The sequence below is a fragment of the Serratia sarumanii genome, assembly GCF_029962605.1.
GTDB lineage: Bacteria > Pseudomonadota > Gammaproteobacteria > Enterobacterales > Enterobacteriaceae > Serratia > Serratia sarumanii.
In genome coordinates, this window is record NZ_CP124750.1 from 4,465,381 (window position 1) to 4,486,004 (window position 20,624).

The window sequence follows — 20,624 nt, forward strand, 5'->3', positions numbered from 1 at the left end:
GGCGGCACCTGGCGCAGGCCTCTCAAGAAATGGCTACCGGGAAGATCGCCCCCAGGATCATCGCGCCGAGGATCGCTCCGCCGGTGATCGGTTTACCCCAGATATAGAACAGCAGCGCGCCGAGCAGCGAACCGATGCCGATCGGGATCGAGGCGGTCATCGCCGACAGGATGATCAACGGCCCGAGGAAACGGCCCGACGAGTTGCCCGCGCCCATCATCACGTCCGCCCCGTAGGTGGAGTTGCTCTGATTGATGGTGAATTTGCGCGCCAGGATGATCACGTAACCGATCGCCAGGCCGATGACCAGGCCGGTCACCAGCGAAGCGGCGAAGTTGGCGACCGGGAACACGATGCCGGCTCCCAGCAGCAGCGCCGGCACGCCCAGCCCAACGCCGGTCTGGATCGCGCCGCCGATGTCCAGGATGCCCACCAGCGAGCCTTCGATGATGCGCGCGAACAGGAAGCTGGCGCCGAACGCCGCCACCGCGCCGTATACGCCGGTATCCATCCCCGCCCGCAGCATGGAAACGAACGCCACTTCGTTAAAGGCGCCGATGCCGTACAGGTAATACATGTGCGTCCCGGCGAACACGCCGGAGGACAGCAGGCCAACAAAAATCGGGAATGACCAGTCGGCGTACCAGAAGCCTTTTTGGGTTTGCTCTTCCATCATCCCGCTCCTTATTTACCGCTCAGGGTGTTGTGAATGGCGTCCAGCCAGCCCGGCACGCCGAGGCTGAAGGACTCGAGAACTTTCATGTCGAAGCCGCGGAAGAAGCCGCTCAGCACGAACAGCAGCACGATCACCGCCATCATGATCTTGGTGATCTTGTTCCAGCCGCTCTCTTCCACGCCTTTGCCGATCAGAATGCCCAGCACCAGGCCCGGCACGGCGTTGCCCATGATCAGCTGCGCCAGGCCGCCGAAGATGGTGCCCCAGAAGCCGGAACGGCGCCCGGCGTCGATCGCCGCCAGCCAGAAGATCACTGGCATCACGGTGTTCACCAGCAGGTTGGCCGCCGGCACCAGCACCTTGATCGCGGTGACCTGCAGCGCGGCCGGCACGGCGGAAGCGGTGGTATTGAGGAAGGCCACCACCAGCATGCCGATGATGCCGCAGGCGATGGCCATTTTTTTCGGATCGTGCAGCGTTTGCGCCAGATTGCGGTTCTTGACCATCAGGGCCGCCGCGCCCCAGTGCGGGATGATGCGGTGGTCGACGTCCTGCGTGAAGGAACCCGCCGCCACGGAAGACGCCCAGGCGTTGAAGAAGAAGCCCAGACCGAATGAGAAGTGGGAAGCCGGATCGCCCTCGCAGGAATTCAGCTCGCCCAGGGTGCGAAACGCCCCCATGCCCTGTGTTGTCGGCGCGTGGAACATGCGTGCGGCGCCGGCCCCTACGCCGACCCCCACCAGCCCACCGATAATAATCGATTTAAATAAGATGATTAAAAACATCAGTATACCCTTTCATTTATGCTAACGTTTTTATTTCGTGACGAAGACAACCTTCTCGGTATTGATAATGGTTACGTTCACGGTTATTTCCAAAGAAACGGCATAGCTCTTTCTTTCACGCGGCAAAAAGAAGAAAAGAAATTTCTCTTTAGTTATTTTCTCTTCCGCTCTCACGACGCTGACGTCCTGCGGCTCGATACGCAGCAGAATATTGTTGGTGGACTTTAATACCGCACCCTGCACATTAGCCAAGGCGGAAGCAAAAGCTTTCGCTTTGCTGTCGCCTTTACCCTCCACCTTTACCGATGTGGTATATTGCTCTTTCATTATGGATTGCCATGTTTTTTGATGTAGGCTTCCACCAATTTCTGGCCCAACTCTTCTTTATCCATAAAGCCGAAGCCCAGCACGTTGCAGCCTTCGTTAATTGCCGTCACGCCCTCTTCCACCGAACGCATGCCGTATTTGGCTTTGTAGCCGTGTTTGGTTTGCGCGGTAATCGCGCCGGCGCCGCCGCTGCCGCAAAAAGAGATGCCCAGCTGCGCGTTTTCCGCTTTCATGACGTCACCCAGCTTCATATCCGCCGCCACGCCGGGGATAACCACCGCTTTTCCGCCTGCGTTTTCAACGCCCTGGCCGACTTTTTGCCCTTTACCCAAACGATCGCCGATCACTACGGTAATTTGACCCATGGTATATTCTCCTGATTGAAATCGATGCGTTAACCGCTATGCGTTATTATCTTTCGCCACTTCGAAGTGCACTGACAATAAATAGGCTTCTTCGATAGGCAATGTGCCAAACTGATTCACCACGCGCTCCGCCATTTGCATGGATTCGGCGGAGATTTCGTCGAACAACGATTTATCCACCTCCGGCAACGGCTCGCCGGTTATTGAACGCAGCACCATGGCGCGAATATGCGATTCCAGCATCTGTTGCTGCACCGCATTGGTATAAATATTTTCAGCATTCAGCATCGCGGCAATATCCGCCAACACCCGAGCGGTGATCTCACCGGCTGCGCTGACATCGGATTGTTCAATTTCTTTTATCGAAGCAGATCCATCATTCACTTTTCAGTACCCCTAGATCCCACATTAATCAGTAAGCCGTAAAGCGCATCACCTGAATAACCCGCTTTCTGTGATGTCTTTACCCTACCCCCGGTAGGATTTTCTGTGTAGACCGGTTTTTTCCAGTTCGAAGTGGAAATCGCATGACGCGCGGGGATCCATTTCGCAAAACGGCGCTGCGGTGAAAAAGTTAATGAGATAACAAATAGATAACCGGGCTAACCGTTTCTTTCGCCACAATTGACGATAAAAGCCTTCGTGATCGGGATCTCTTTCTTTTCTCGTCCCAACCGCCTACTATCAATGGGACAAATCGACATTACCCACACCCCCGCTCCTCTGGCGCGGGGGTGTTGCTTTGTGTTGTTTTTCCGAATTTATGGGTGCACAGACTGGCACCCTTTGATTTGACTGGAGAGTGGAATGACCAAACCCATCATTACTATTAATGAGCTGGATGCGGAACGCCTGGATGCGCTATTGGAACAACCGGCCTTTGCCAACACCGACGTCGCCGCCGCGCTGAACGACGAGTTGGATCGCGCGGAAATCCTGCCGCCGGAGAAAATGCCGGCCAACGTGGTGACCATGAACAGCCGCGTGCGTTTTCGCGATCTGCACACCGATGAAGAGCACGTGCGCACGCTGGTTTACCCGGCATCGCTGAAAGACAGCCATGATCAGCTGTCGGTGATGGCGCCGCTGGGCGCAGCGCTGCTCGGCATGCACGTCGGCAAGCAGATTTCCTGGCAATTGCCGAACGGTGAAGAAGCGCGGATTGAAGTGCTGGAATTGCTGTACCAGCCGGAAGCGGCGGGCGAATACCACCGTTAAGCGGTTCTCAGGGCGGCATCCGGCCGCCCTTTCTGTTTCAAACGCAGATAGCGATCAGCACGGCGATCAGCAGCAGCACGTAGATTTTGGCATGCAGCGCATCGCTCACCTTAGGCAAACAGCGCCTGGCAAATACGATCCCCGCAATCCCCGCCACCACCAGCAGCCCCAGAACGTTCAGATTGACGTAGCCCAGATACTGCGGCCCGCTCATCTCGCGCCACCCTAACACGATATACATCAGCGCGCCGATCACCGCCACCGGGATCGACAGCGGGTTGGCGGCGCTGACGCAATACTTCATGTCGTAGCCATGGCGGCGCAGCAGCGGCACCGTCATCACGCTGCCGCCCACCCCCAGCAGGGTGGCGATGCCGCCGATCAGCGGCCCGCCGCCCCACAGCGTGGCGGGGGAAAGTTCGGCGCGCGCCGGTTTGATCAAAAAACCCCGGCGGAACAGACAGTCGGCGATGGTCACCGCCATATAGGCCACGAATAGCCCGCGGATCACGCCGTCCGCCAGCAGCGAGGAGGCGAACGCGCCCAGCGCCGCGCCGATGCCGATGAAAAAGATCAGCGGCACGATGGTTTCGCGCAGTAGGTTGCCGCTGCGCCAGTTGGTCAGCGTGGCGTAACTCGCGTTGAGGATCATCACCGCCGTCGAGGTCGCCACCGCGATATGCATCGCCTGGCCGGGCTGCTCGCCCGACGCGGAGATCAGGTGATAGACGAAGGGCACCACCACAAAGCCGCCGCCGAAGCCGAACAGAATGGTGGTGATGCCGGTCAGAAAACCGGCACCCAGTACAATCAAGGTTTCAATCATGGCCGTGCGCCCGCACGAAGTCGTCGAACCCGGCGCAGAACTGCCCCGCCAGCGGGTGGAAACGATCGCCGACGAACAGCCCCAGATACTGCTCGCGCACGGCGTCATGGTCCACCAGCTCAATGCCCGCCTGTTCCGCCTGCGCCAGCGTCTGCGCGTCCGGGAAGCCCCAATAGCGCGAATCGCCCTGCTTTTCCGCCGCTATCGCTTCGCTGTGCTCCGCCCGCATCAGCTGACGCGCCAGGAAGGAGCCACTCTGCACGCCCAACAGCATCATGTTTTCCAGGAACGACAGATCGTGACGCAGCTCGGCGGGCAGGCGGGCGATAACCGGGCCGGCATCCCAGTGCTCATCCATTTCATGCAGCGTTACCGCACAGTCCCTGTCACCGTTCATCAACGCGCGGAACAGCGTCATCACCCCGCGATAACGCGGCAAGTCCCCCGGATGCAGGTTCCACAGCAGCTTGCCACGTCGGCTGAAGGCGCGCACATAGTCGGCGGAGAATTTCTGATAACAGCGCAGGGAGATCACCCCATCCATATGCCCCAGGCTGCTGATAAACGCGGCGTCATTGATGTCGAGAACGCGATGCGCTTTGACCCCGGCGGCGGCCAGGAACAGGGCCGGCGGCTGATAGGCCCCCTCGCAGGCGGCGGCGTTGCGGCCAACGAACGGGAACACGAAATCGTTCAGCACTTCGCGCTCATACAGCCCCAGGCGGCGAACCGCCGGCTCCTGCGTGCGCCCGGCGCTTTTCGCCAGGGGGAAATACACCGTAAAGGCACACTCGCCCTTCAGGGTGGCGATCAGATCCTGACACACCAGCCAGGAGAAAATGTCGTTGCCGACAAAGAGCGCTACGTTTTTCATGCTTCAGCCTTCTTTGCGTTGAAAATAGGGTTGTTGAACACGATCTTGCTGATATCTCGCGTGATGGACTCCATCGCCGAGGTGTAAAAAAGATCGCCCTTGGCAGGCGCGCCGAGCGAGTAGAGATGCTGCTCGCGGCCGCGTCGGTCGGCGATTTTCAGCGTGTGCGGGTTGCACTTCACGCCGCCGAACAGGTTCTCTTGCACCAGCCCGTCTTGCAGCAGTTGCTGGCTCAGACGGTTGGGCGGCAGTTGATAGGACGGCGTGGTGCAGTTGAACAGATACTGCGCATGTACCCGCGCCTCATGGCAACGAAGGATAAACCCGTCCGTTCCCTTGCTGATATCCGCCAGGCCGCCACAGGCGCGCAGGCGTTGGCTCTCCAACGCCGCTACGATCTTGTTGGCGTTCTTGATCGGCATGGCGTGCCGATTGCGCATCCAGGAGGAGTTGTAAAAGCGCATGAAGACCTGCCGGTTGTTGGCATCCATCTTGACCCAGGCGGCGCACACCGCCGGGTGGATCGCCGCCAGATAGCTGCAGATATGCTCCCGGGCAAAACGCGCGCGATCGAGGCTTTCCGCCAGATCGCGGTAACAATCGCGCCTTTCCCCCAGCGCCGAGAGCACCGTCAACCGCTCCGGCCCCGGATAGTGGCGCGCCAGCGCGGCGTTGATCGCATGCACCAGCTGGTGCGCGTCAATGAAATCGCGGCCGGCGACAAAGCGCCGCACCCCCTCCACAAACGCCTCCGGCGGCGGACGCATCAGCGCCGGCTGCACGCTGGGGAACAGGCCCGAGCGCGACAGGGCGCAGATGTCGGTCGCCCCCAGGCGCTCCATCAGCTCAACGATGGCGTCAATCGCCGTCAGGCTGCAGCCGATCACGCCGATGCTCGAATAAGGGTTGATCGGCGGCAGATCCTGGTGGGCCTGATAAGCGATCACCCCATCCACCGGATAGAGACATTCCGGCGGGTTGTGCCCCGAACACAGCACCAGCGCGTTCATCTGTTCGGCGCCGCCACAGGTGGTGGTCAGCCGGTAGTCGGCTTCCAGCGGCGCGATGGCATTCACTTCGGCGGTTATGAAATTCAGCGCTACGTTGCTGTCCGCCGCCATATAAATCGTCATGTCGCGAATAAAATCGAGATATTCACGATACAGCCAGCGCGGCGGATAACGATCCTGGCAAAACTGTGGGAAATGCATGGTGATCCAATCGACGAAGTGCGCATCGTCGAAAATATCCGCCGACATATTTTCCGGCGTCATATTTAATATATGGCTGTCAAAATCGCTGCTGTATGCCATACCGCCCTTGAAGCCCTGCTTGTCGAACACCGTCAGGGAAAGCGGCCTTTTGCAATGATTAACCGACTTATTTTTTATAAAGTTATACGCAAAAGCGATCCCGGCGGCTCCGCCGCCAACCACACCGAACTTATACATGAAATATCACCTTATAGTCATTGAACTGCGCTAAGAACTATTGCTTCAGGTGTTGGAATAAAAAGACGATTTATTCCTTATTAACTTCTTGTATTGCGAGAACGAAAATCTTCGTCCCACCCCGGTGTGAAAACTTGCACGGGCTATATGGCCGATAAAATAGCGGCGCCCCGAACAAGCGTTATTTTTCTGCTCCGATAGTAGGGCGACGGCCGTTGGCTTGCTTTATATGAAAGGCCAACTATCATTGCGTTTCGGCCAATCTGCCCGCCAAAGGGAACACATGCGCAACGTCCGCATTGATGACATCGACCACGTAACGCGCGCGGTGATCGCCATCGGCACCGATTATCCGCCGGGGCACCTGCTGCCGATGCACAGCCACCGGCGCGCGCAGTTGTTGTACGGCGCCACCGGCGTCATGCACGTTTTCACGCAGCAAGGCAATTGGGTCGTCCCGCCGCAGCACGCAGTGTGGCTGCCGCCGCAGATGCCGCACGCGGTGAGGATGGTCGGCGTCACCACCCGCAGCCTGTATCTCGAACCCGGCGCGTTGCCCGCCGAACGGCCGCAGGTCTGTCAGGTGGTCAGCGTCACCCCGCTGATGCGCCAGCTGTTGATGGCGGCGGTGGATATGCCGCTGGAGTATGCACAAGAGGGGCGCGACGGAGCGCTGGCGACGCTGTTGCTGCATGAGCTGGCTCGGCTGCAGCCCTTGCCCCTGCACATCCCGCTGCCCGCCGATTCCCGGCTGGGCGAGCTGTGCCGCGCCTTTTTGCAGCACCCCGACGCTCACGACTCCGCGCAGCGGTGGGCCCCTCGTCTGTACATGAGCATTCGCACCTTCAGCCGCTTCTTTCGCGCGCAGACCGGCCTGCCGTTTTCGCAATGGCGCCAGCGCGCCTGCGTGGTGCTGGCGTTGGCGCTGCTGGCCGAAGGGCGCAGCGTAACGCAGGTGGCGATGGAGATGGGATATGACAGCAGCGCGGCGTTTTCAACCATGTTTCGCCGCGTGCTGGGGCAGGCGCCCTCCTCCTATCTGACGGAAGACGGGCGCGACGGTTGACGGGTTAGCGGAATTTCTTGTGGTTGGCGTCGCGGGTTTGCTTGAAGCCCTGCGCCAGCTGCTTCGCTTCGGCGACTTTGCCCTGATTGGCCAGCGCCAGCGCCTGATCGATCTGGCCGATCAGGGTATCCAGCCCGTGACGAAAATCTTTCATCTCCGGGCTGTCGGCGGCTTTGTCTTCCAGCTTCGGCGGGGTGCCCTGTTTGGCGTCCTGCGCGGCGGCGCGCATGTTTTGCAGGCTCTGTTTGAGGGTGGCGGCGGAATCGGTATTCAGCACCGTTTTGTAGTTTTCTGCCAGGGTGTCCATATCGTCGCCCAGATCGGCGGCGACCGCCAGCGAGCTGGCTGCCAGCAGCGTCAACGCCGCCAGCGCTTTCAGGGTATTCTGCATGTTTGCTCACCTTCCAGTTATTGTTTTAATTAACCCACCGTTACCATAGGCAAGGCCGGGCAAAACCGAAACCGGAGATTTGTAAGCAAGGTTAAGACTGGATAACGCGCGGCCGGCGGGCGCCGGCCGCGCCGCGGATCACTGACCGGCGATCTTCATTTCCGGCAGCAGCACCGAACCGCACTGGATATTGCTGCGGGTTTCGATATCGCTGCCGACGCTGACGATGTTGCGCAGCATGTCTTTCAGGTTGCCGGCGATGGTGATCTCGCTGACCGGATATTGGATCTCGCCGTTTTCCACCCAGAAACCGGCGGCGCCGCGCGAGTAATCGCCGGTGACGCCGCTGACGCCCTGGCCCATCAGCTCGGTGACCACCAGGCCGGTGCCAAGCTGTTTCAGCATGCCGGCGAAGTCGGCGCCCTGCCCGGCAATGCGCCAGTTATGGATGCCGCCGGCATGGCCGGTGCTGTGCAGGCCCAGCTTGCGCGCCGAGTAGCTGGTCATCAGCCAGGTTTGCAGCACGCCGTCCTTGACGATATCGCGCCGCTGGGTGCGCACGCCCTCGCTGTCGAACGGCGTCGACGCCAGCCCTTTCAGCAGGTGCGGATGCTCTTCGACGGTCAGCCACGCCGGCAGGATCTGCTTGCCGAGCGAGTCCAGCAGGAAGGTCGATTTGCGGTAAACGCTGCTGCCGCTGATGGCGCCCACCAGATGACCGAACAGCCCGGTGGCCACCTCGGAGGCGAACAGCACCGGCGCCTTCATGGTCGACAGTTTGCGCGGCGCGAGACGCGCCAGCGTGCGGCGGGCGCACTCCTGCCCCACCCACTCGGGGCTTTGCAGATCGCCCATCGCACGGCCGATGGTGTAAGCGTAATCCCGCTCCATATCGCCGTCCTGCTCAGCAATGACGCAGCTGGACAGCGAGTGGCGGCTGGAACAGTAGCTTTGCAGCATGCCGTGGCTGTTGCCGAACACCTTGATACCGTAGTGGCTGTTGAAGCTGCCGCCTTCGGTGTTGGTGATGCGCTTGTCCGCCGCCAGCGAAGCCTGCTCGGCGCGCGCCGCTAGCTCGATGCCGCGCTCGGCGTCCAGCTCGATCGGGTGGAACAGATCGAGATCCGGCGCCTCGAACGCCAGCAGATCTTTCTCCGCCGGGCCGGCGCAAGGATCCTCAGAGGTGTAGCGCGCGATATCCAGCGCCGCCTGTACGGTGCGGGCGATGGCGTCCGGGCTGAGATCGGTGGAAGAGGCGCTGCCTTTGCGCTGGCGGTGATACACGGTGATGCCCAGCGCGCCATCGCTGTTGAACTCGACGTTTTCCACCTCGCCGAAGCGGGTGCTGACGCTGATGCCGGTCGATTTGGTGACCGCGACTTCCGCCGCGTCGGAACCGGCGCGGGCCAGCTCCAGCGCCTGAGAAACGGCCTGTTCCAGCGCCTTGCGCTGTTCTGCAACTTGAGTGACTACTTTCATCAATCTGCCATAATTAATCAGAAAATCGTTGAGAAAAGTGCCGGAGCGGCGTAGTTGTGCACGCGGAGCGGCGCGCAAAAATCCTGAGATCTCTGCCGTTGAGTCTAACAGGAACCGCGTTGAATTTCGCATAAAGCCGAACGGCAAAGCCGGGATAACATGCAAAAGCCGTGCATCACTCGACGATCAGTTTTACCGACTTGCCAATATTCGCCATCATGTTGACCAACGCATCCAGCGTGAACTTCTCGGTTTTCTGATTCACCACGTCGGACACGCGCGGCCGGGAAGTGTGCAGATAACGCGCCGCCTCCTCCTGGCGATAACCTTCTTCCTCAATCCACGCGCTGATCTCACCCATCAGCTGTTTTTTCAGTGCGATAAGCTGCGCAATTTCCGCATTGGACTGCGCTTGCAATTGCCGAGCCTCGTCGGCGGAAAATCCAAGATCCGCAAACACATTGCCGCCTGCGGGCGTAACGTGGCGCGAATCGATATCAATCGGCTTGGTCATGACCTTTACTCCGCTCATTAATGACCGCGTCATAACGCGCTTTGATTATCTGAATATCGTGGCGGCTGGTTTTCTCCGCCTTCTTCTGAAAGCTGTGCAAGACATAGATCGCTTCGCTGAACTTTGCCACATAGACCACCCTGAATGCCCCACCGATGGCATATAAACGGATTTCGATAACGCCGCTTCCGCAGTTGGCCATCGGTTTCCAATTACCGGGTTCCAGACCTCTTTGCACTTTACTCAGTTCAAATCCTGCCGCTTTTCGCGCATCGATTGGGAAGGCCAGCAAATCCTCTAGCGATGAGCCACGCCAATCAATGGCTTTCTCGATGCCATCATCCATGAATATCACCTCCTTTTGTATAAAATTTTATACAGACAGGGTGATAAAAACAACCGTGCAAATTCCCAAGACGGGCAGCCAGGCGCGATAATCCCCCAACGTGGCAGCTATACTCAGTTTGCTCAAGGCACGCAATTGGCGGGTTGCCGGACAACCTGTTAGGATTAGCCTCTTTTTAACGGAGCCTACCATGAACAAACAGCCTGAAGACTGGCTCGACGATGTCCCGGAGAATGAAAACGAGGACGATGACGAGATTATCTGGGTCAGTAAAAGTGAGATTAAACGTGATGCCGAAGCGCTGAAAGACCTGGGGGCCGAAATGGTCGATCTGGGCAAAAACGCGCTGGATCGCATCCCGTTGGACGAAGATTTGCGCGCCGCCATCGAGCTGGCGCAGAAGATCAAGAAAGAGGGCCGTCGCCGTCAGCTGCAGCTGATCGGCAAGATGCTGCGCGCCCGCGATATCGAGCCGATCCAGACCGCGCTCGACAAGCTGAAAAACCGCCACAACCAGCAGGTTTCGCTGTTCCACAAGCTGGAAGCGCTGCGCGACCGTCTGGTGGAAGAAGGCGATGACGTGATTCCGTCGATCCTGGATCTGTATCCGGCCGCCGATCGCCAACAGCTGCGTTCACTGGTGCGCAACGCGCAGAAAGAGAAGGCCGCCAACAAGCCGCCTAAGGCTTACCGCCAGATCTTCCAATACCTGCGCGAGCTGGCCGAAGCGGCCGACTAAGCGCCGCCGCCATCCCGGGATGAACCCATTTCATCCCCGGTGATGGGCCGGTTCGCCGCTGCTTTCGCGGATATTGAAACGCAGGCTGCCTTCCAGCTCTTCTTCCGCCTCTTCAAACAGCAGAATGATCGCGCCGAAACGACGCTTGCTGCGGGCATTCAGGTGAGTGAACTCGATTTCCACCGGCAGGCCGATATCGCCGGTCACCACGTCCCACAGCGCGTCGAGGTTGGCGCCGAACCCCTCGTCCAGCGCAAACTTGTGCGCGAAATCGCGGTAGAAGGTCGGCACATCCTGGATCTGTTCGAAATCAAACTCTACTTTTGCCATCAAACTCACTCCACACGAATGAAGTTTTTGTAATGGTCGCGCGTGACGAAGATCAGACCGTCGCTCGAATACAGCAGGCGATCGGCGCCGCGCCGGCCACACTGATAATTGATGTCCGCTTCGCGCCAGACCCGGCCGCCGGCGCTCGGCAGTTGCCCTTCACGGTTAGAGAACCGATCGCCGCCAATCGCCTTGCCCGGCAATACCGCACAGAGGTTGCCTGAACGCGGATCCCAGCCCTGCTCGCGCGCCTGCTTCTTGGTGACGTAATAGCCCGGCAGCCGCTGATGCTGCTGCAGGTAACTCACCACCGTTTGCTGCTGCGTGAGCCGATCGATGCTCTGCTGCTGTCCCGCCGGCGCTTGGGCCACCGCCGGGTTGCCGTCGATCGCACGGTGCTCGTTGCCGCGCAGCGCGCTGAAGACGGCGATGACCACGGCGATGACAATCGCCAACAGAATCCGCTTGTTCATGACATTCCCTGAAATTATGCCGCCGAAGGCACCGCAGCGCCCCCAGGCTAGTTAGCTATATAGTCGACCTGGATGAAACTAAGATGACCGGCACGTCACATTTTCGCGGCGGTAAGAGTTTCATCCATTCATGACAATGATGCCACTTTCCAGCCGTTCTGGCACTCGGAGTCGCTCTGAAAAGGGGCCGCACCACATGAGACGGCCCGCCGTGCCAGGCGCTGCTTTCAGTATAGTCGGGGAAGGCGCCGCACAACGCGGCGCAACAGGCGGGAACGCATCAATCGATCAAGGCGTGGCGATAGCGATGCAGCATGTCGGCCAGGCGCTTCACCGGCCCGGTGACGCTGAGCGGCGCCTGATTGTCTACCAATTTTTGCTGGTACTCGTTCATTTCACCCAGCAAGCGATCGTAGTAATAGGCGCGCTTGACGTCGTTTTTGGCCGAGACCACCCGATCGGCGGTGCTGCGGATCTGGCGGTGGAAGGCCGACAGCTCTTCGCTGACCGGAATCTCCGCCCGCTGCATGCGCTGGTGGGCGATGATCAGGTTCAGCGCCAGACGATATTTGGCGATGTCGTTCGGGAACATCATCAGCAGCTGGTTAAGCTGCTGATACAGCGCAGGCAGGTGGTTCTGCCGACGGCGCGCCGCCTTGGTGGTCAGCGCCGACACCGCGCTGCTGACGAACTGGTTGAGCAACGTGCGGCCGGTGCGTTCGCGCGAATTGTCGCGGATCAACAGCAGCACCATCAGCCCGACGCAGCTGCCGAGGAACTGGCCGAGCGCTCCGTCGAGAAACTGGGTGACGTTGAACTCCATCGGGTTGCTCAGCACCAGAATGTTGATGGTCCCTGCCAGCAGCCCCAGCGAACCGAGCCGCCGCTTCTGCACCTCGATGCCGATGAAAAACGCCAGCAGGCCGAGGCTGAGGCACAGCAGCAAAATGCTCTGCTGTGTCGCCGGCAGGATCACCATGAAGAACAGGGAGCCGACCGGGATCGCCGCCAGCATGCCCAGCACGAAATCCATCGCCACCATGCGCGGCGCCGGGGTGCGCATCGCCAGCGAGGTGATTACCGCAATGATCACCATAAAGCCGCTGCCGGACGTCCAGCCGGTCCACAGCCACAGCAGGCAGCCGAACGCCGTGGCCACAAAGGTGCGCAGGCCGTTGATCATCGCATGATGCCCTTCCGCCGAGGTCGGCTTGACCACCGTTTCATTGCTCAACACGTCCTCTTCCACCGCGCTGATGCTGCCGTTGGTGTGTACGCCCTTCGACAGCAGCAGGTAGCGCGTTGCCGCGCCGACCCAGCCAGTGAGGGTCGGCAGCGTTTCTTCGGAGCGATGCGTGGTCAGCACCTGGCGCAACAGCTTCATGCGCCTGTGGATCTCCTGCGGGGTTTCCGCCGGCACCATCAGCTGTTCCCGCAGGCTCGCTTGCAGCGCGTCCGGGTGATTCAACAGGATCAGGTAGGTTTCGCAAGCCTGGGTAATCAGCGTCAGCGACAGGGTATGCAGCGCCTTCACCCGGCGATTGACCTTCTGCCAGCGCGAAGACTCCATCATCAGGTTGTTGCGCATGCCGTCCAGCGCCGTGGTGCTCTTCACCAGATTGCTCCAGGCGCGGTCGATGTCTTCTTTGTCGGCGTTGCTGATGCACATCTGCATCAGGCGATATTGATCCACCAGCAGCTGATCCACCGCCCGATCGATATCCTGCTTGATCGAACGCGGCGAGAACAGCAGATCCGCCAATACGGCGCTGACGATGCCCAGCACGATCTCGCTGCAACGCTCGATGGCGAACTGCGGCGCTTCCAGCAGATGGGCCTCGCTGGTGGCGACCGTCACGATGATGATCAGCGCGGTATAGCCGGCCAGGCCCCAGGCGTAGGAGTTCTCGACCTTGATCAGTGAAGAGAGCCAGGTGCAGAAACCGGCCCAGATGCAGCACAACAGCAGCATCACCACCGGCGCGCGGGCGGTGGTGATGATAATGAGCAGGCCGACGAAGCAGCCGATAAAGGTGCCGATGATGCGCAGCCAGCCGCGGTGGCGGATGGCGCCGGAGAAGGGTTCACCGCCGGCGGCAAAGGCCGGGCCGGCGGCGACGATGGCGGCAGTCATCGCCGACCAGCGCGGGGTTTCCAGATTGAGATGGAAGCCGACGAACAGCGCAAACACAATCGCGAAGCTGAGCTTGAAGGCGAATCTCAGCCGGATAAAGGTTGGGCTGTTCATTAGCCGAACTCACGCAGCCGGTGCATCAGGCGCACAAAAGGCGAGCCGCTGTCGGCATTGCGATCGTTCTTGCCGACGATCACCACGGTGGCGGTGGTGCCGGCCGGGTACGGATGCTGTTGGTCCTTGGCGTCCAGCAGGATCTTCACCGGCACGCGCTGCGCCAGGCGCACCCACTCCAGGTTGCTGTCGATCGAGGCTAATCCTTTGTTGTTCACCGTGCTGCTGCTGTTGTTCACCGCCGCCGCCACGCTGTCGACGGTGCCATGCATGATGCGGTTGCTGCCGAGCGGGGTGATCTCCGCACGATCGCCCTTATTCAGGCCGTTCAGCTTGGTTTCTTCCAGATAGGCCAGGATGTAGAAGGAGTCTTTCTTCACCAGCGCCACCGCCACCGAACCGCGGGTGATGTATTCGCCGGCGTGTACGTTGAGGTTGGTGATCCAGCCATCGGCCGGAGCGCGCACCGTGGTGCGTTCCAGATCCAGCTGCGCCAGCTCACGCGTCGCCACGGCCTTCGCCAGCTGGTGTTGCACGGTCTGCAGCGAGTTGTTCGACTGGTCGATTTCTTCCTGCGACATCGCCTGCACGCCCAGCTTCACGCGGCGGCCGGCCTCGCGCCGCTTTTCCGCCGCCAGCGTCTGATAGTAGGCGACGTCGGCACTGGCTTGCGCCAGCGCCTGCTCATAGCGCGGCCGATCGACCACGAACAGCACCTGCCCTTTCTTCACCAATTGGTTATCCACCACCGGCACGTCGGTCAGCAGGCCGCTGACGTCCGGCGCGATCGCCACCACGTCGGCGGTGAACTTGGCGTCACGCGTCCACGGCGACTCGGTGTAAAACACCCAGGCCTTGAATACCGCGACGATGCCCAGCAGCACAAGAATCAAAGTGATCGCGATTCGGGTTATTTTTATCGAAAAATTTTTCACAGCGACCTCAAACAAAAAGACATGAAATCAGATAAAACAAGCAGCAATACAGCGCGGTGTTAAACAGCGCCGGATGCCAGACAAAATCGTAAATCCCCGTCGGCTGCAGCAGGCGGCGCAAGAGGAAAAACAGCGCCAGCGACACCAGCAGCTCGAAAAACACCGGCGGAAACGACAGTCCGAAGATGACCATAACCGGAAGCAAACTCATCACTTTTTCCTTATTGTTCACTGCGCCGGGGAAAGACAGGTCTCGCCATTCACATTCTCTTTACATTTTAGCGTGCGCGCGCCACAAATCTTGACCAGGCAGCTTGTCCAGGTCACGAACCCGAAAAAAGGTTAAACTTTGGGGCAGACATCCACGACAGGGATTGCGAGGGTGCCGGAGGAGCGGCAGGATTGCGTTGCCGATCGCTCTCGCACGTTGGTAAGGTCTATTCACCCGACCACGTTATATTAGCCTGCTTACTATCAAGGCATCAACAATCTGTGATCTAAATCACTTTTAAGCCAGAGTGAATAATGGAAAGATTAAAACGGATGTCGGTATTCGCCAAAGTGGTTGAGTTCGGGTCGTTTACCGCGGCCGCGCGCCAACTCGGCATGAGCGTTTCATCGATCAGCCAAACCGTCTCGAAACTGGAAAATGAGCTGCAGGTCAAGCTGTTGAACCGCAGCACGCGCAGCATCGGCCTGACCGAGGCCGGCAAAATCTACTATCAGGGCTGCCGACGCATGCTGCAGGAAGTCAGCGAAGTGCATGAGCAGCTGTATGCGTTTAACAATACCCCCGCCGGCACGCTGCGCATCGGCAGCTCATCCACCATGGCGCAAAACGTGCTGGCGAACATGACCGCCGAGATGATGAAAGAGTACCCTGGCCTGACGGTCAACCTGGTGACCGGCATTCCGGCGCCGGATCTGATCACCGACGGGCTGGATCTGGTGATCCGCACCGGTGAGCTGCAGGACTCCAGCCTGTTCTCCCGCCGCCTGGGGCAGATGCCGATGGTGGTGTGCGCCGCCAAAAGCTACCTCAGCCAGCACGGCACGCCGCAAAAGCCGAGCGACATGGTCAACTTTTCCTGGCTGGAGTACAGCGTGCGGCCCGACAGCGAATTTGAACTGATGTCGCCGGAGGGCATCACCACGCGCATTTCCCCGCAGGGGCGCTTCGTCACCAACGACTCCTCCACCATGATCCGTTGGCTGAAAAACGGCGCCGGCATCGCCTACGCCCCGCTGATGTGGGTGATCGAAGAGATCAAGCGCGGCGAGATCGAGATCCTGTTCAAAAGCTACCATTCGGATCCGCGGCCGATCTACGCGCTCTATACCGAGAAGGACAAACTGCCGCTGAAGGTGCAGGTGTGCATCAACTACCTAACCGACTATTTCGAACGCGTGGCGGCGGTCTATCAGGGCTATCGCTGAGCGGCGCTCAAATAGCGGTGCGCCAGCGCGCCCAGCAGCATCAGCGCCAGCATGCCGAGGCCCCACAGCAGCCAGACGGCGTAGCCGGCCCAGTTCAGCAGCAGAGGAAAATAGCTCGCCAGCCAGCTGCCCAGCTGTTTCAGCCACGGCAGCCAGGCGTCCAGCACCGCCTGCGGCACCAGGCTCAGCGCGCTGTTCACCGGCAGCGATACGCCGCCGGCCGCTTCCGCCAACGCCGGGAGCCAGGCCAGCACGCCGGCTACGCCCCAGGCCAGCAGCGTCCATAGCGCCATGGCGCCCAGCAGCAACGCTAGCGTCCAACCGCCCCGGTTCACGGCACACCGCCGCCGCACTGCGGGCAAAAGCGGCTGCCCGGCGGCAGCGGCGCGGCGCACTGGCCGCAGGTGGCGCTCAGCGCGGCAAACGGCTGACCGCAGCGGTGGCAATAACGCGCGCCCGATTTATTCACCGCCCGGCATTCCGGACACTGCGGCCCCGGCTCGCCATGCTGGTTATAGCGGTTGCCATGATGCCCGCCGCCGTGGCCCGCGCGCTGATGACCGCGGTTAATACCGCCTTGCCCCAACAACCTTTTCAGTAAGCTCATCCCGCCTCTCCTCTGTGCATTGACGCTGAAGCTCACTGTAAACCCTGGAGTAACCTCCAGGGTAAAGCCCGGCGAGCAGGCTTTACGTTTCATTACATCGTAAAAGTGGCAAGGCTTTGATGCCGTTAACAAAAGCACCATCGGCATTATCCCACGCCGCCGCGCTGCGTTATGCTGCGGGAACCTCTCCCTGCATCAGGAATAATCATGAAAAAAATCATACTGGACTGTGACCCGGGGCATGACGACGCCATCGCCCTGCTGCTGGCCTGGGGCAATCCGCAGATCGACCTGCTGGCGGTCACCACCGTGGTGGGCAATCAGACGCTGGACAAAGTGACGCGCAACGCGCTGGCGGTGGCGCGCATCGCCAATATCACCGGCGTGCCCTTCGCCGCCGGCTGCCCGCGCCCGCTGGTGCGCAATATCGAAGTGGCGCCCGATATCCACGGCGATTCCGGCCTCGATGGCCCGGTGCTACCGGAACCCCACCTGCAGCTGGACTCGCGCCACGCGGTGGATCTGATCATCGATACGGTGATGGCCCACCCGCCCGGCAGCGTAACGCTGGTGCCGACCGGCGGCCTGACCAATATCGCCATGGCGGTGCGCAAAGAGCCGCGCATTGCCGAGCGGGTCAAGGAAGTGGTGCTGATGGGCGGCGGCTACCATGTGGGCAACTGGAGCGCGGTGGCGGAGTTCAATATCAAAATCGATCCCGAGGCGGCGCACATCGTGTTTAACGAAAAATGGCCGCTGACCATGGTCGGGCTGGATCTTACCCACCAGGCTTTGGCCACGCCGGCAGTCTGCGCGCGCATCGCCGCCCTCGGCACCCGGCCGGCCGCCTTCGTCGGCGAACTGCTGGCATTCTTTGGCCGTATGTACCAACAGGCGCAGGGCTTCAGCGCCCCGCCGGTACACGATCCTTGCGCCGTCGCCTACGTGATCGATCCGAGCGTGATGACGGTGCGCAAAGCGCCGGTGGATATCGAACTCACCGGCACCCTGACGCTGGGCATGACGGTCGCGGACTTCCGCGCGCCGCCGCCGCCGGACTGCCACACCCAGGTGGCGGTCAAACTGGATCAGGATAAATTCTGGGATCTGGTGGTGGATGCGCTGGAACGGATTAGCGAAGTGGAGTGAGGTCTGTGAAGCGTGGATTAACGCGCTTTTACAGGCGCGTTAATCCGTCTTGCGGCACGGCAACAGGGATAGGGGGATCATCACCCCTTTATTTCCACAGTAACAGAACAATCTTAATAAAATGGAGTTAAATAAAATTTAAAAACAACCAATAAAAACAAGAAGAGTCTCAATAAAAATAAATACAGGCTCAATAAAGAAAATATAAAATAAAAATAAAAAACAGCGGTAAATAAAACCACGATCGCCGCGCCGTCATTGGCAACAACGATTTAACAAGAAAATGCTTATCTTATTGGCTACATCGCCTGTCGGTCCAGGCGTTCGTTGTCGCACACACGGCGTTTTACTACGCACAAAAAATCCCAATGCCTTGATTTAAATATAAAAATAAAATAAAAGATTAAAAATTGACTGGAGCAAGGTGAATTTGAGAAAATGACAACCCTGTTTTTTCAAACAAATAAAACACCCTTTGCAGGCAACTGAAATACGGCTTACCCCTTTTTATATAAGCCGCCCCCGCGCTAACAGAGGAAAAATTTATTTATCGCTTCAATAGGAAGTCTTTTCAATTTCCATAAAAAATTTTAGGTATTGAAGCTTCAGCGAATTTAAACACCAGGATAAGGATAGGGAATCCTAATAATATGCATTCAATGATCGATATCGAAACATGGCAGGTTCACCATGACCGATAAAACCGCCATTAACGCGCCGGCTATCGCCGTGCTGCCCCTGCTGCTGATCTGGATGGCGGCGATCCTGCCGTTTTATCACCCCAACATGGGCGGCGGCGGCCTGGCGCTGCCGCAAAATATTCTGGCTTGGGGCGCCATGGCACTCACCACGCTGATAGTGACCTTCAGCGTTTGCCTCGGCCACGCCCGTCTTTCGCTGACTCCTACCGCACACCTGTTATTGCTCGGCATCGCCGTGCTGGCGCTGCCACTGCTGTATACCCGCCCCGAATGGCGCGAAGATACCCTGTGGCGCTGCGCCGGTTTGTTCGGCGGTTGGCTGTTCTATGTTGCCTGCCTGCAGCTGCGCCTAACTCCCCGGCAGCGCGAGCTGTTGCTGTACGGCCTGCTGTTCGCCGTCGGCGTTCAGGCGCTATTGGCAGCTCTGCAGCTGTTCGCCCCAATTTTGGCCTGGGTGGCCCCCAATGGCAGCCGCGTTTACGGCGTCTTCCAGCAACCGAACGTGCTGGGCAGCTTTATCGCTACCGGTCTGGCTTTGGCGCTGTGGCTGCTGCTTGCCCCTCTCTCTGCGCCAACGTGGCGTCGGCAGCTCCCGTTGCTCGCGCTACTGGTCGCTTTCTCCGCTCTGCTGGTGCTGATCCAGTCGCGCGCCGCCTGGCTGGGCGGCGCCTTGGCGGCGGCGCTGCTGCTGTGGCGCTTTGCCCGCCAGCGCCCGGCCGCAAGCTGCTGGGCCGGCGGCGCGCTGCTGTTGGGCGTGGCGATCGGCACCACGGTGTTGTTCACCGGTTTCGGCCTGGATGGCCGCGCGGGTCTGATCGGTCGGGAGCTTTCCAATAGTGCGCGCCTCACCATGCTGCATGACGTCGGCGCCATGATCCTGGCCAAACCGCTGCTGGGCTGGGGCTACGGCGGCTTTGAATACAGCTTCGCGCACTTCCGCCTACAGGCAATGCCCTGGCGAGAAGTGCTGGAAGTCGCCGGGCATCCGCACAATGAAATCCTGCTGTGGTGGGTTGAGGGCGGCCTGCCGGCGCTGGCGGGGATCGTTATCGTCCTCGTCGCCGGCGCGCTGCTGCTGAAACGCGCCTGGCAACGGGATCGCGAGCAACCGGCCGGTGCCCGCGTCGGCCTGTTCCTGGTGCTGCTGCCGATGCTGGTGCACACCCAGTTGGAATACCCTTTCTATCTGTCTACGCCGCACTGGCTGGTGTTTCTGCTGTTGCTGGCGCTGCTGGACGGCCAAACCGGCGAGCCGCGCCCCCTGCCGTTCGCTAAAGCCCTGAGCCTGCCGGTGGCGATGGCGGCAGTCGGCGTGTTGGCGATGGCGGTCTTCACCTGGCAAGGGCGCATGGCGCTCACCCAATCGGAGCGCACCATGCTGGCCACCATCGACAGCATCGAGCAGATGCCGCCGCCGGCCGCCTGGATCTACCGGGAGCGCAAAACGTTCGACGAGCAATCTCACGCGCTGCTGGTCTATAACCAAACGCGTGATGATGCCCTGTTGACCGGCTATCGGCAGTGGGCCAACGCCTATCTGCAACGCCGCATCGATGCCAACGTCTACGCCACGCTAATCATGATCTTGCGCTATCAGGGGGCTCAGGCGGAAGCCGACGCTCGCCTGCGGGAGGCCGCTTTCCTGTTTGCGCGGGATGCGCGATTCAGATAGGAAGAATAAGGTGAG

The 20,624-nt window shown here is 59.8% G+C and carries 25 protein-coding genes; 6 read left to right on the top strand and 19 right to left on the bottom strand.

Annotated elements, in window-relative coordinates; genetic code table 11:
* Window positions 1-22: 22 nt before the first annotated feature.
* The 5 genes from SSARUM_RS21215 to SSARUM_RS21235 are packed head-to-tail and all read right to left on the bottom strand — an operon-like array spanning window position 23 to window position 2,516.
* Window positions 23-673 carry a DUF4310 family protein gene (locus tag SSARUM_RS21215; RefSeq protein ID WP_033636148.1) on the bottom strand — a complete coding sequence of 217 codons (651 nt, stop codon included), beginning with the start codon at window positions 671-673 and terminating at the stop codon, window positions 23-25.
* Window positions 674-684: 11 nt separating this feature from the next.
* A complete protein-coding gene (locus SSARUM_RS21220; protein ID WP_004937006.1) occupies window positions 685-1,461 on the bottom strand; it encodes a DUF4311 domain-containing protein in 777 nt (258 codons plus the stop codon).
* A gap of 30 nt (window positions 1,462-1,491) precedes the next feature.
* Complete coding sequence (locus SSARUM_RS21225; RefSeq protein ID WP_033636150.1) at window positions 1,492-1,788, bottom strand: DUF4312 family protein; 297 nt, start codon at window positions 1,786-1,788, stop codon at window positions 1,492-1,494.
* Entirely contained in the window at window positions 1,788-2,153 is a 366-nt protein-coding gene (locus SSARUM_RS21230; protein WP_033636151.1) for a glycine-rich SFCGS family protein, read from the bottom strand. The genes SSARUM_RS21225 and SSARUM_RS21230 overlap by 1 nt, the downstream gene beginning before the upstream one ends.
* A 36-nt stretch (window positions 2,154-2,189) precedes the next feature.
* Window positions 2,190-2,516, bottom strand: coding sequence for a glycine dehydrogenase (locus SSARUM_RS21235; protein ID WP_089185451.1), 327 nt, complete (start codon window positions 2,514-2,516; stop codon window positions 2,190-2,192).
* Between the two features lie 444 nt (window positions 2,517-2,960).
* On the opposite strand from SSARUM_RS21235, the gene rnk reads away from it, so the two are divergent.
* Window positions 2,961-3,371: a nucleoside diphosphate kinase regulator gene (gene rnk, locus SSARUM_RS21240; RefSeq protein ID WP_004936993.1), complete on the top strand. Its 411-nt coding sequence runs from the start codon at window positions 2,961-2,963 to the stop codon at window positions 3,369-3,371.
* Window positions 3,372-3,408: 37 nt separating this feature from the next.
* On the opposite strand, the gene SSARUM_RS21245 is transcribed toward rnk, so the two are convergent.
* The 3 genes from SSARUM_RS21245 to SSARUM_RS21255 are packed head-to-tail and all read right to left on the bottom strand — an operon-like array spanning window position 3,409 to window position 6,522.
* On the bottom strand, window positions 3,409-4,197 hold the full coding sequence (locus SSARUM_RS21245) for a sulfite exporter TauE/SafE family protein (protein WP_033636153.1): 789 nt from the start codon (window positions 4,195-4,197) through the stop codon (window positions 3,409-3,411).
* Complete coding sequence (locus tag SSARUM_RS21250) at window positions 4,190-5,071, bottom strand: formyltransferase family protein (RefSeq protein ID WP_033648989.1); 882 nt, start codon at window positions 5,069-5,071, stop codon at window positions 4,190-4,192. The genes SSARUM_RS21245 and SSARUM_RS21250 overlap by 8 nt, the downstream gene beginning before the upstream one ends.
* Window positions 5,068-6,522, bottom strand: coding sequence for an FAD/NAD(P)-binding protein (locus tag SSARUM_RS21255; protein ID WP_033648988.1), 1,455 nt, complete (start codon window positions 6,520-6,522; stop codon window positions 5,068-5,070). The genes SSARUM_RS21250 and SSARUM_RS21255 overlap by 4 nt, the downstream gene beginning before the upstream one ends.
* 283 nt (window positions 6,523-6,805) lie before the next feature.
* On the opposite strand from SSARUM_RS21255, the gene SSARUM_RS21260 reads away from it, so the two are divergent.
* Window positions 6,806-7,588, top strand: coding sequence for an AraC family transcriptional regulator (locus tag SSARUM_RS21260; protein WP_033648987.1), 783 nt, complete (start codon window positions 6,806-6,808; stop codon window positions 7,586-7,588).
* Window positions 7,589-7,592: 4 nt separating this feature from the next.
* On the opposite strand, the gene cybC is transcribed toward SSARUM_RS21260, so the two are convergent.
* The 4 genes from cybC to SSARUM_RS21280 form a co-directional block, all read right to left on the bottom strand.
* Window positions 7,593-7,979 carry a cytochrome b562 gene (cybC, locus tag SSARUM_RS21265; protein WP_033636156.1) on the bottom strand — a complete coding sequence of 129 codons (387 nt, stop codon included), beginning with the start codon at window positions 7,977-7,979 and terminating at the stop codon, window positions 7,593-7,595.
* Window positions 7,980-8,117: 138 nt separating this feature from the next.
* Window positions 8,118-9,458, bottom strand: a complete 1,341-nt coding sequence (pmbA, locus tag SSARUM_RS21270; protein WP_033648986.1) for a metalloprotease PmbA — start codon at window positions 9,456-9,458, stop codon at window positions 8,118-8,120.
* Between the two features lie 175 nt (window positions 9,459-9,633).
* Window positions 9,634-9,972: a helix-turn-helix domain-containing protein gene (locus SSARUM_RS21275; RefSeq protein WP_047570411.1), complete on the bottom strand. Its 339-nt coding sequence runs from the start codon at window positions 9,970-9,972 to the stop codon at window positions 9,634-9,636.
* Window positions 9,956-10,318, bottom strand: a complete 363-nt coding sequence (locus tag SSARUM_RS21280) for a type II toxin-antitoxin system RelE/ParE family toxin (RefSeq protein WP_033648984.1) — start codon at window positions 10,316-10,318, stop codon at window positions 9,956-9,958. The genes SSARUM_RS21275 and SSARUM_RS21280 overlap by 17 nt, the downstream gene beginning before the upstream one ends.
* Before the next feature lie 190 nt (window positions 10,319-10,508).
* Here SSARUM_RS21280 and yjgA point away from each other — a divergent pair, with 190 nt between their 5' ends.
* The gene (gene yjgA / locus SSARUM_RS21285) at window positions 10,509-11,057 is read left to right on the top strand and encodes a ribosome biogenesis factor YjgA (RefSeq protein ID WP_004936968.1); all 549 of its coding nucleotides are present in this window, start codon (window positions 10,509-10,511) and stop codon (window positions 11,055-11,057) included.
* Between the two features lie 30 nt (window positions 11,058-11,087).
* On the opposite strand, the gene SSARUM_RS21290 is transcribed toward yjgA, so the two are convergent.
* The 5 genes from SSARUM_RS21290 to aaeX all read right to left on the bottom strand — a co-directional run bounded on the left by SSARUM_RS21290 (window position 11,088) and on the right by aaeX (window position 15,254).
* Window positions 11,088-11,387 (bottom strand): barstar family protein, encoded by a 300-nt coding sequence (locus tag SSARUM_RS21290; protein ID WP_004936963.1) that lies wholly within the window; start codon window positions 11,385-11,387, stop codon window positions 11,088-11,090.
* Between the two features lie 5 nt (window positions 11,388-11,392).
* Entirely contained in the window at window positions 11,393-11,860 is a 468-nt protein-coding gene (locus SSARUM_RS21295) for a ribonuclease (RefSeq protein WP_033648983.1), read from the bottom strand.
* A gap of 280 nt (window positions 11,861-12,140) precedes the next feature.
* Window positions 12,141-14,108, bottom strand: a complete 1,968-nt coding sequence (aaeB, locus tag SSARUM_RS21300; protein ID WP_039569416.1) for a p-hydroxybenzoic acid efflux pump subunit AaeB — start codon at window positions 14,106-14,108, stop codon at window positions 12,141-12,143.
* On the bottom strand, window positions 14,108-15,043 hold the full coding sequence (gene aaeA / locus SSARUM_RS21305) for a p-hydroxybenzoic acid efflux pump subunit AaeA (protein ID WP_033648981.1): 936 nt from the start codon (window positions 15,041-15,043) through the stop codon (window positions 14,108-14,110). Before aaeA ends, aaeB begins: the two co-directional genes overlap by 1 nt.
* A 7-nt stretch (window positions 15,044-15,050) precedes the next feature.
* A complete protein-coding gene (gene aaeX / locus SSARUM_RS21310; protein WP_004936952.1) occupies window positions 15,051-15,254 on the bottom strand; it encodes a p-hydroxybenzoic acid efflux pump operon protein AaeX in 204 nt (67 codons plus the stop codon).
* Between the two features lie 314 nt (window positions 15,255-15,568).
* Between aaeX and aaeR the strand changes: the two genes are divergently transcribed.
* A complete protein-coding gene (gene aaeR / locus SSARUM_RS21315; protein ID WP_033636163.1) occupies window positions 15,569-16,480 on the top strand; it encodes an HTH-type transcriptional activator AaeR in 912 nt (303 codons plus the stop codon).
* Here the strand turns inward: aaeR and SSARUM_RS21320 are convergent.
* Entirely contained in the window at window positions 16,471-16,815 is a 345-nt protein-coding gene (locus SSARUM_RS21320; protein WP_060430942.1) for a hypothetical protein, read from the bottom strand. The two genes, aaeR and SSARUM_RS21320, sit on opposite strands and share 10 nt — an antisense overlap.
* The gene (locus SSARUM_RS21325) at window positions 16,812-17,087 is read right to left on the bottom strand and encodes a zinc ribbon domain-containing protein (RefSeq protein ID WP_041036845.1); all 276 of its coding nucleotides are present in this window, start codon (window positions 17,085-17,087) and stop codon (window positions 16,812-16,814) included. Before SSARUM_RS21325 ends, SSARUM_RS21320 begins: the two co-directional genes overlap by 4 nt.
* Window positions 17,088-17,294: 207 nt before the next feature.
* Here SSARUM_RS21325 and uriH point away from each other — a divergent pair, with 207 nt between their 5' ends.
* Window positions 17,295-18,236 carry a uridine-preferring nucleoside hydrolase UriH gene (gene uriH, locus SSARUM_RS21330; protein WP_170310559.1) on the top strand — a complete coding sequence of 314 codons (942 nt, stop codon included), beginning with the start codon at window positions 17,295-17,297 and terminating at the stop codon, window positions 18,234-18,236.
* A gap of 690 nt (window positions 18,237-18,926) precedes the next feature.
* Entirely contained in the window at window positions 18,927-20,609 is a 1,683-nt protein-coding gene (locus SSARUM_RS21335) for a PglL family O-oligosaccharyltransferase (RefSeq protein ID WP_060430940.1), read from the top strand.
* Window positions 20,610-20,624: the final 15 nt, after the last annotated feature.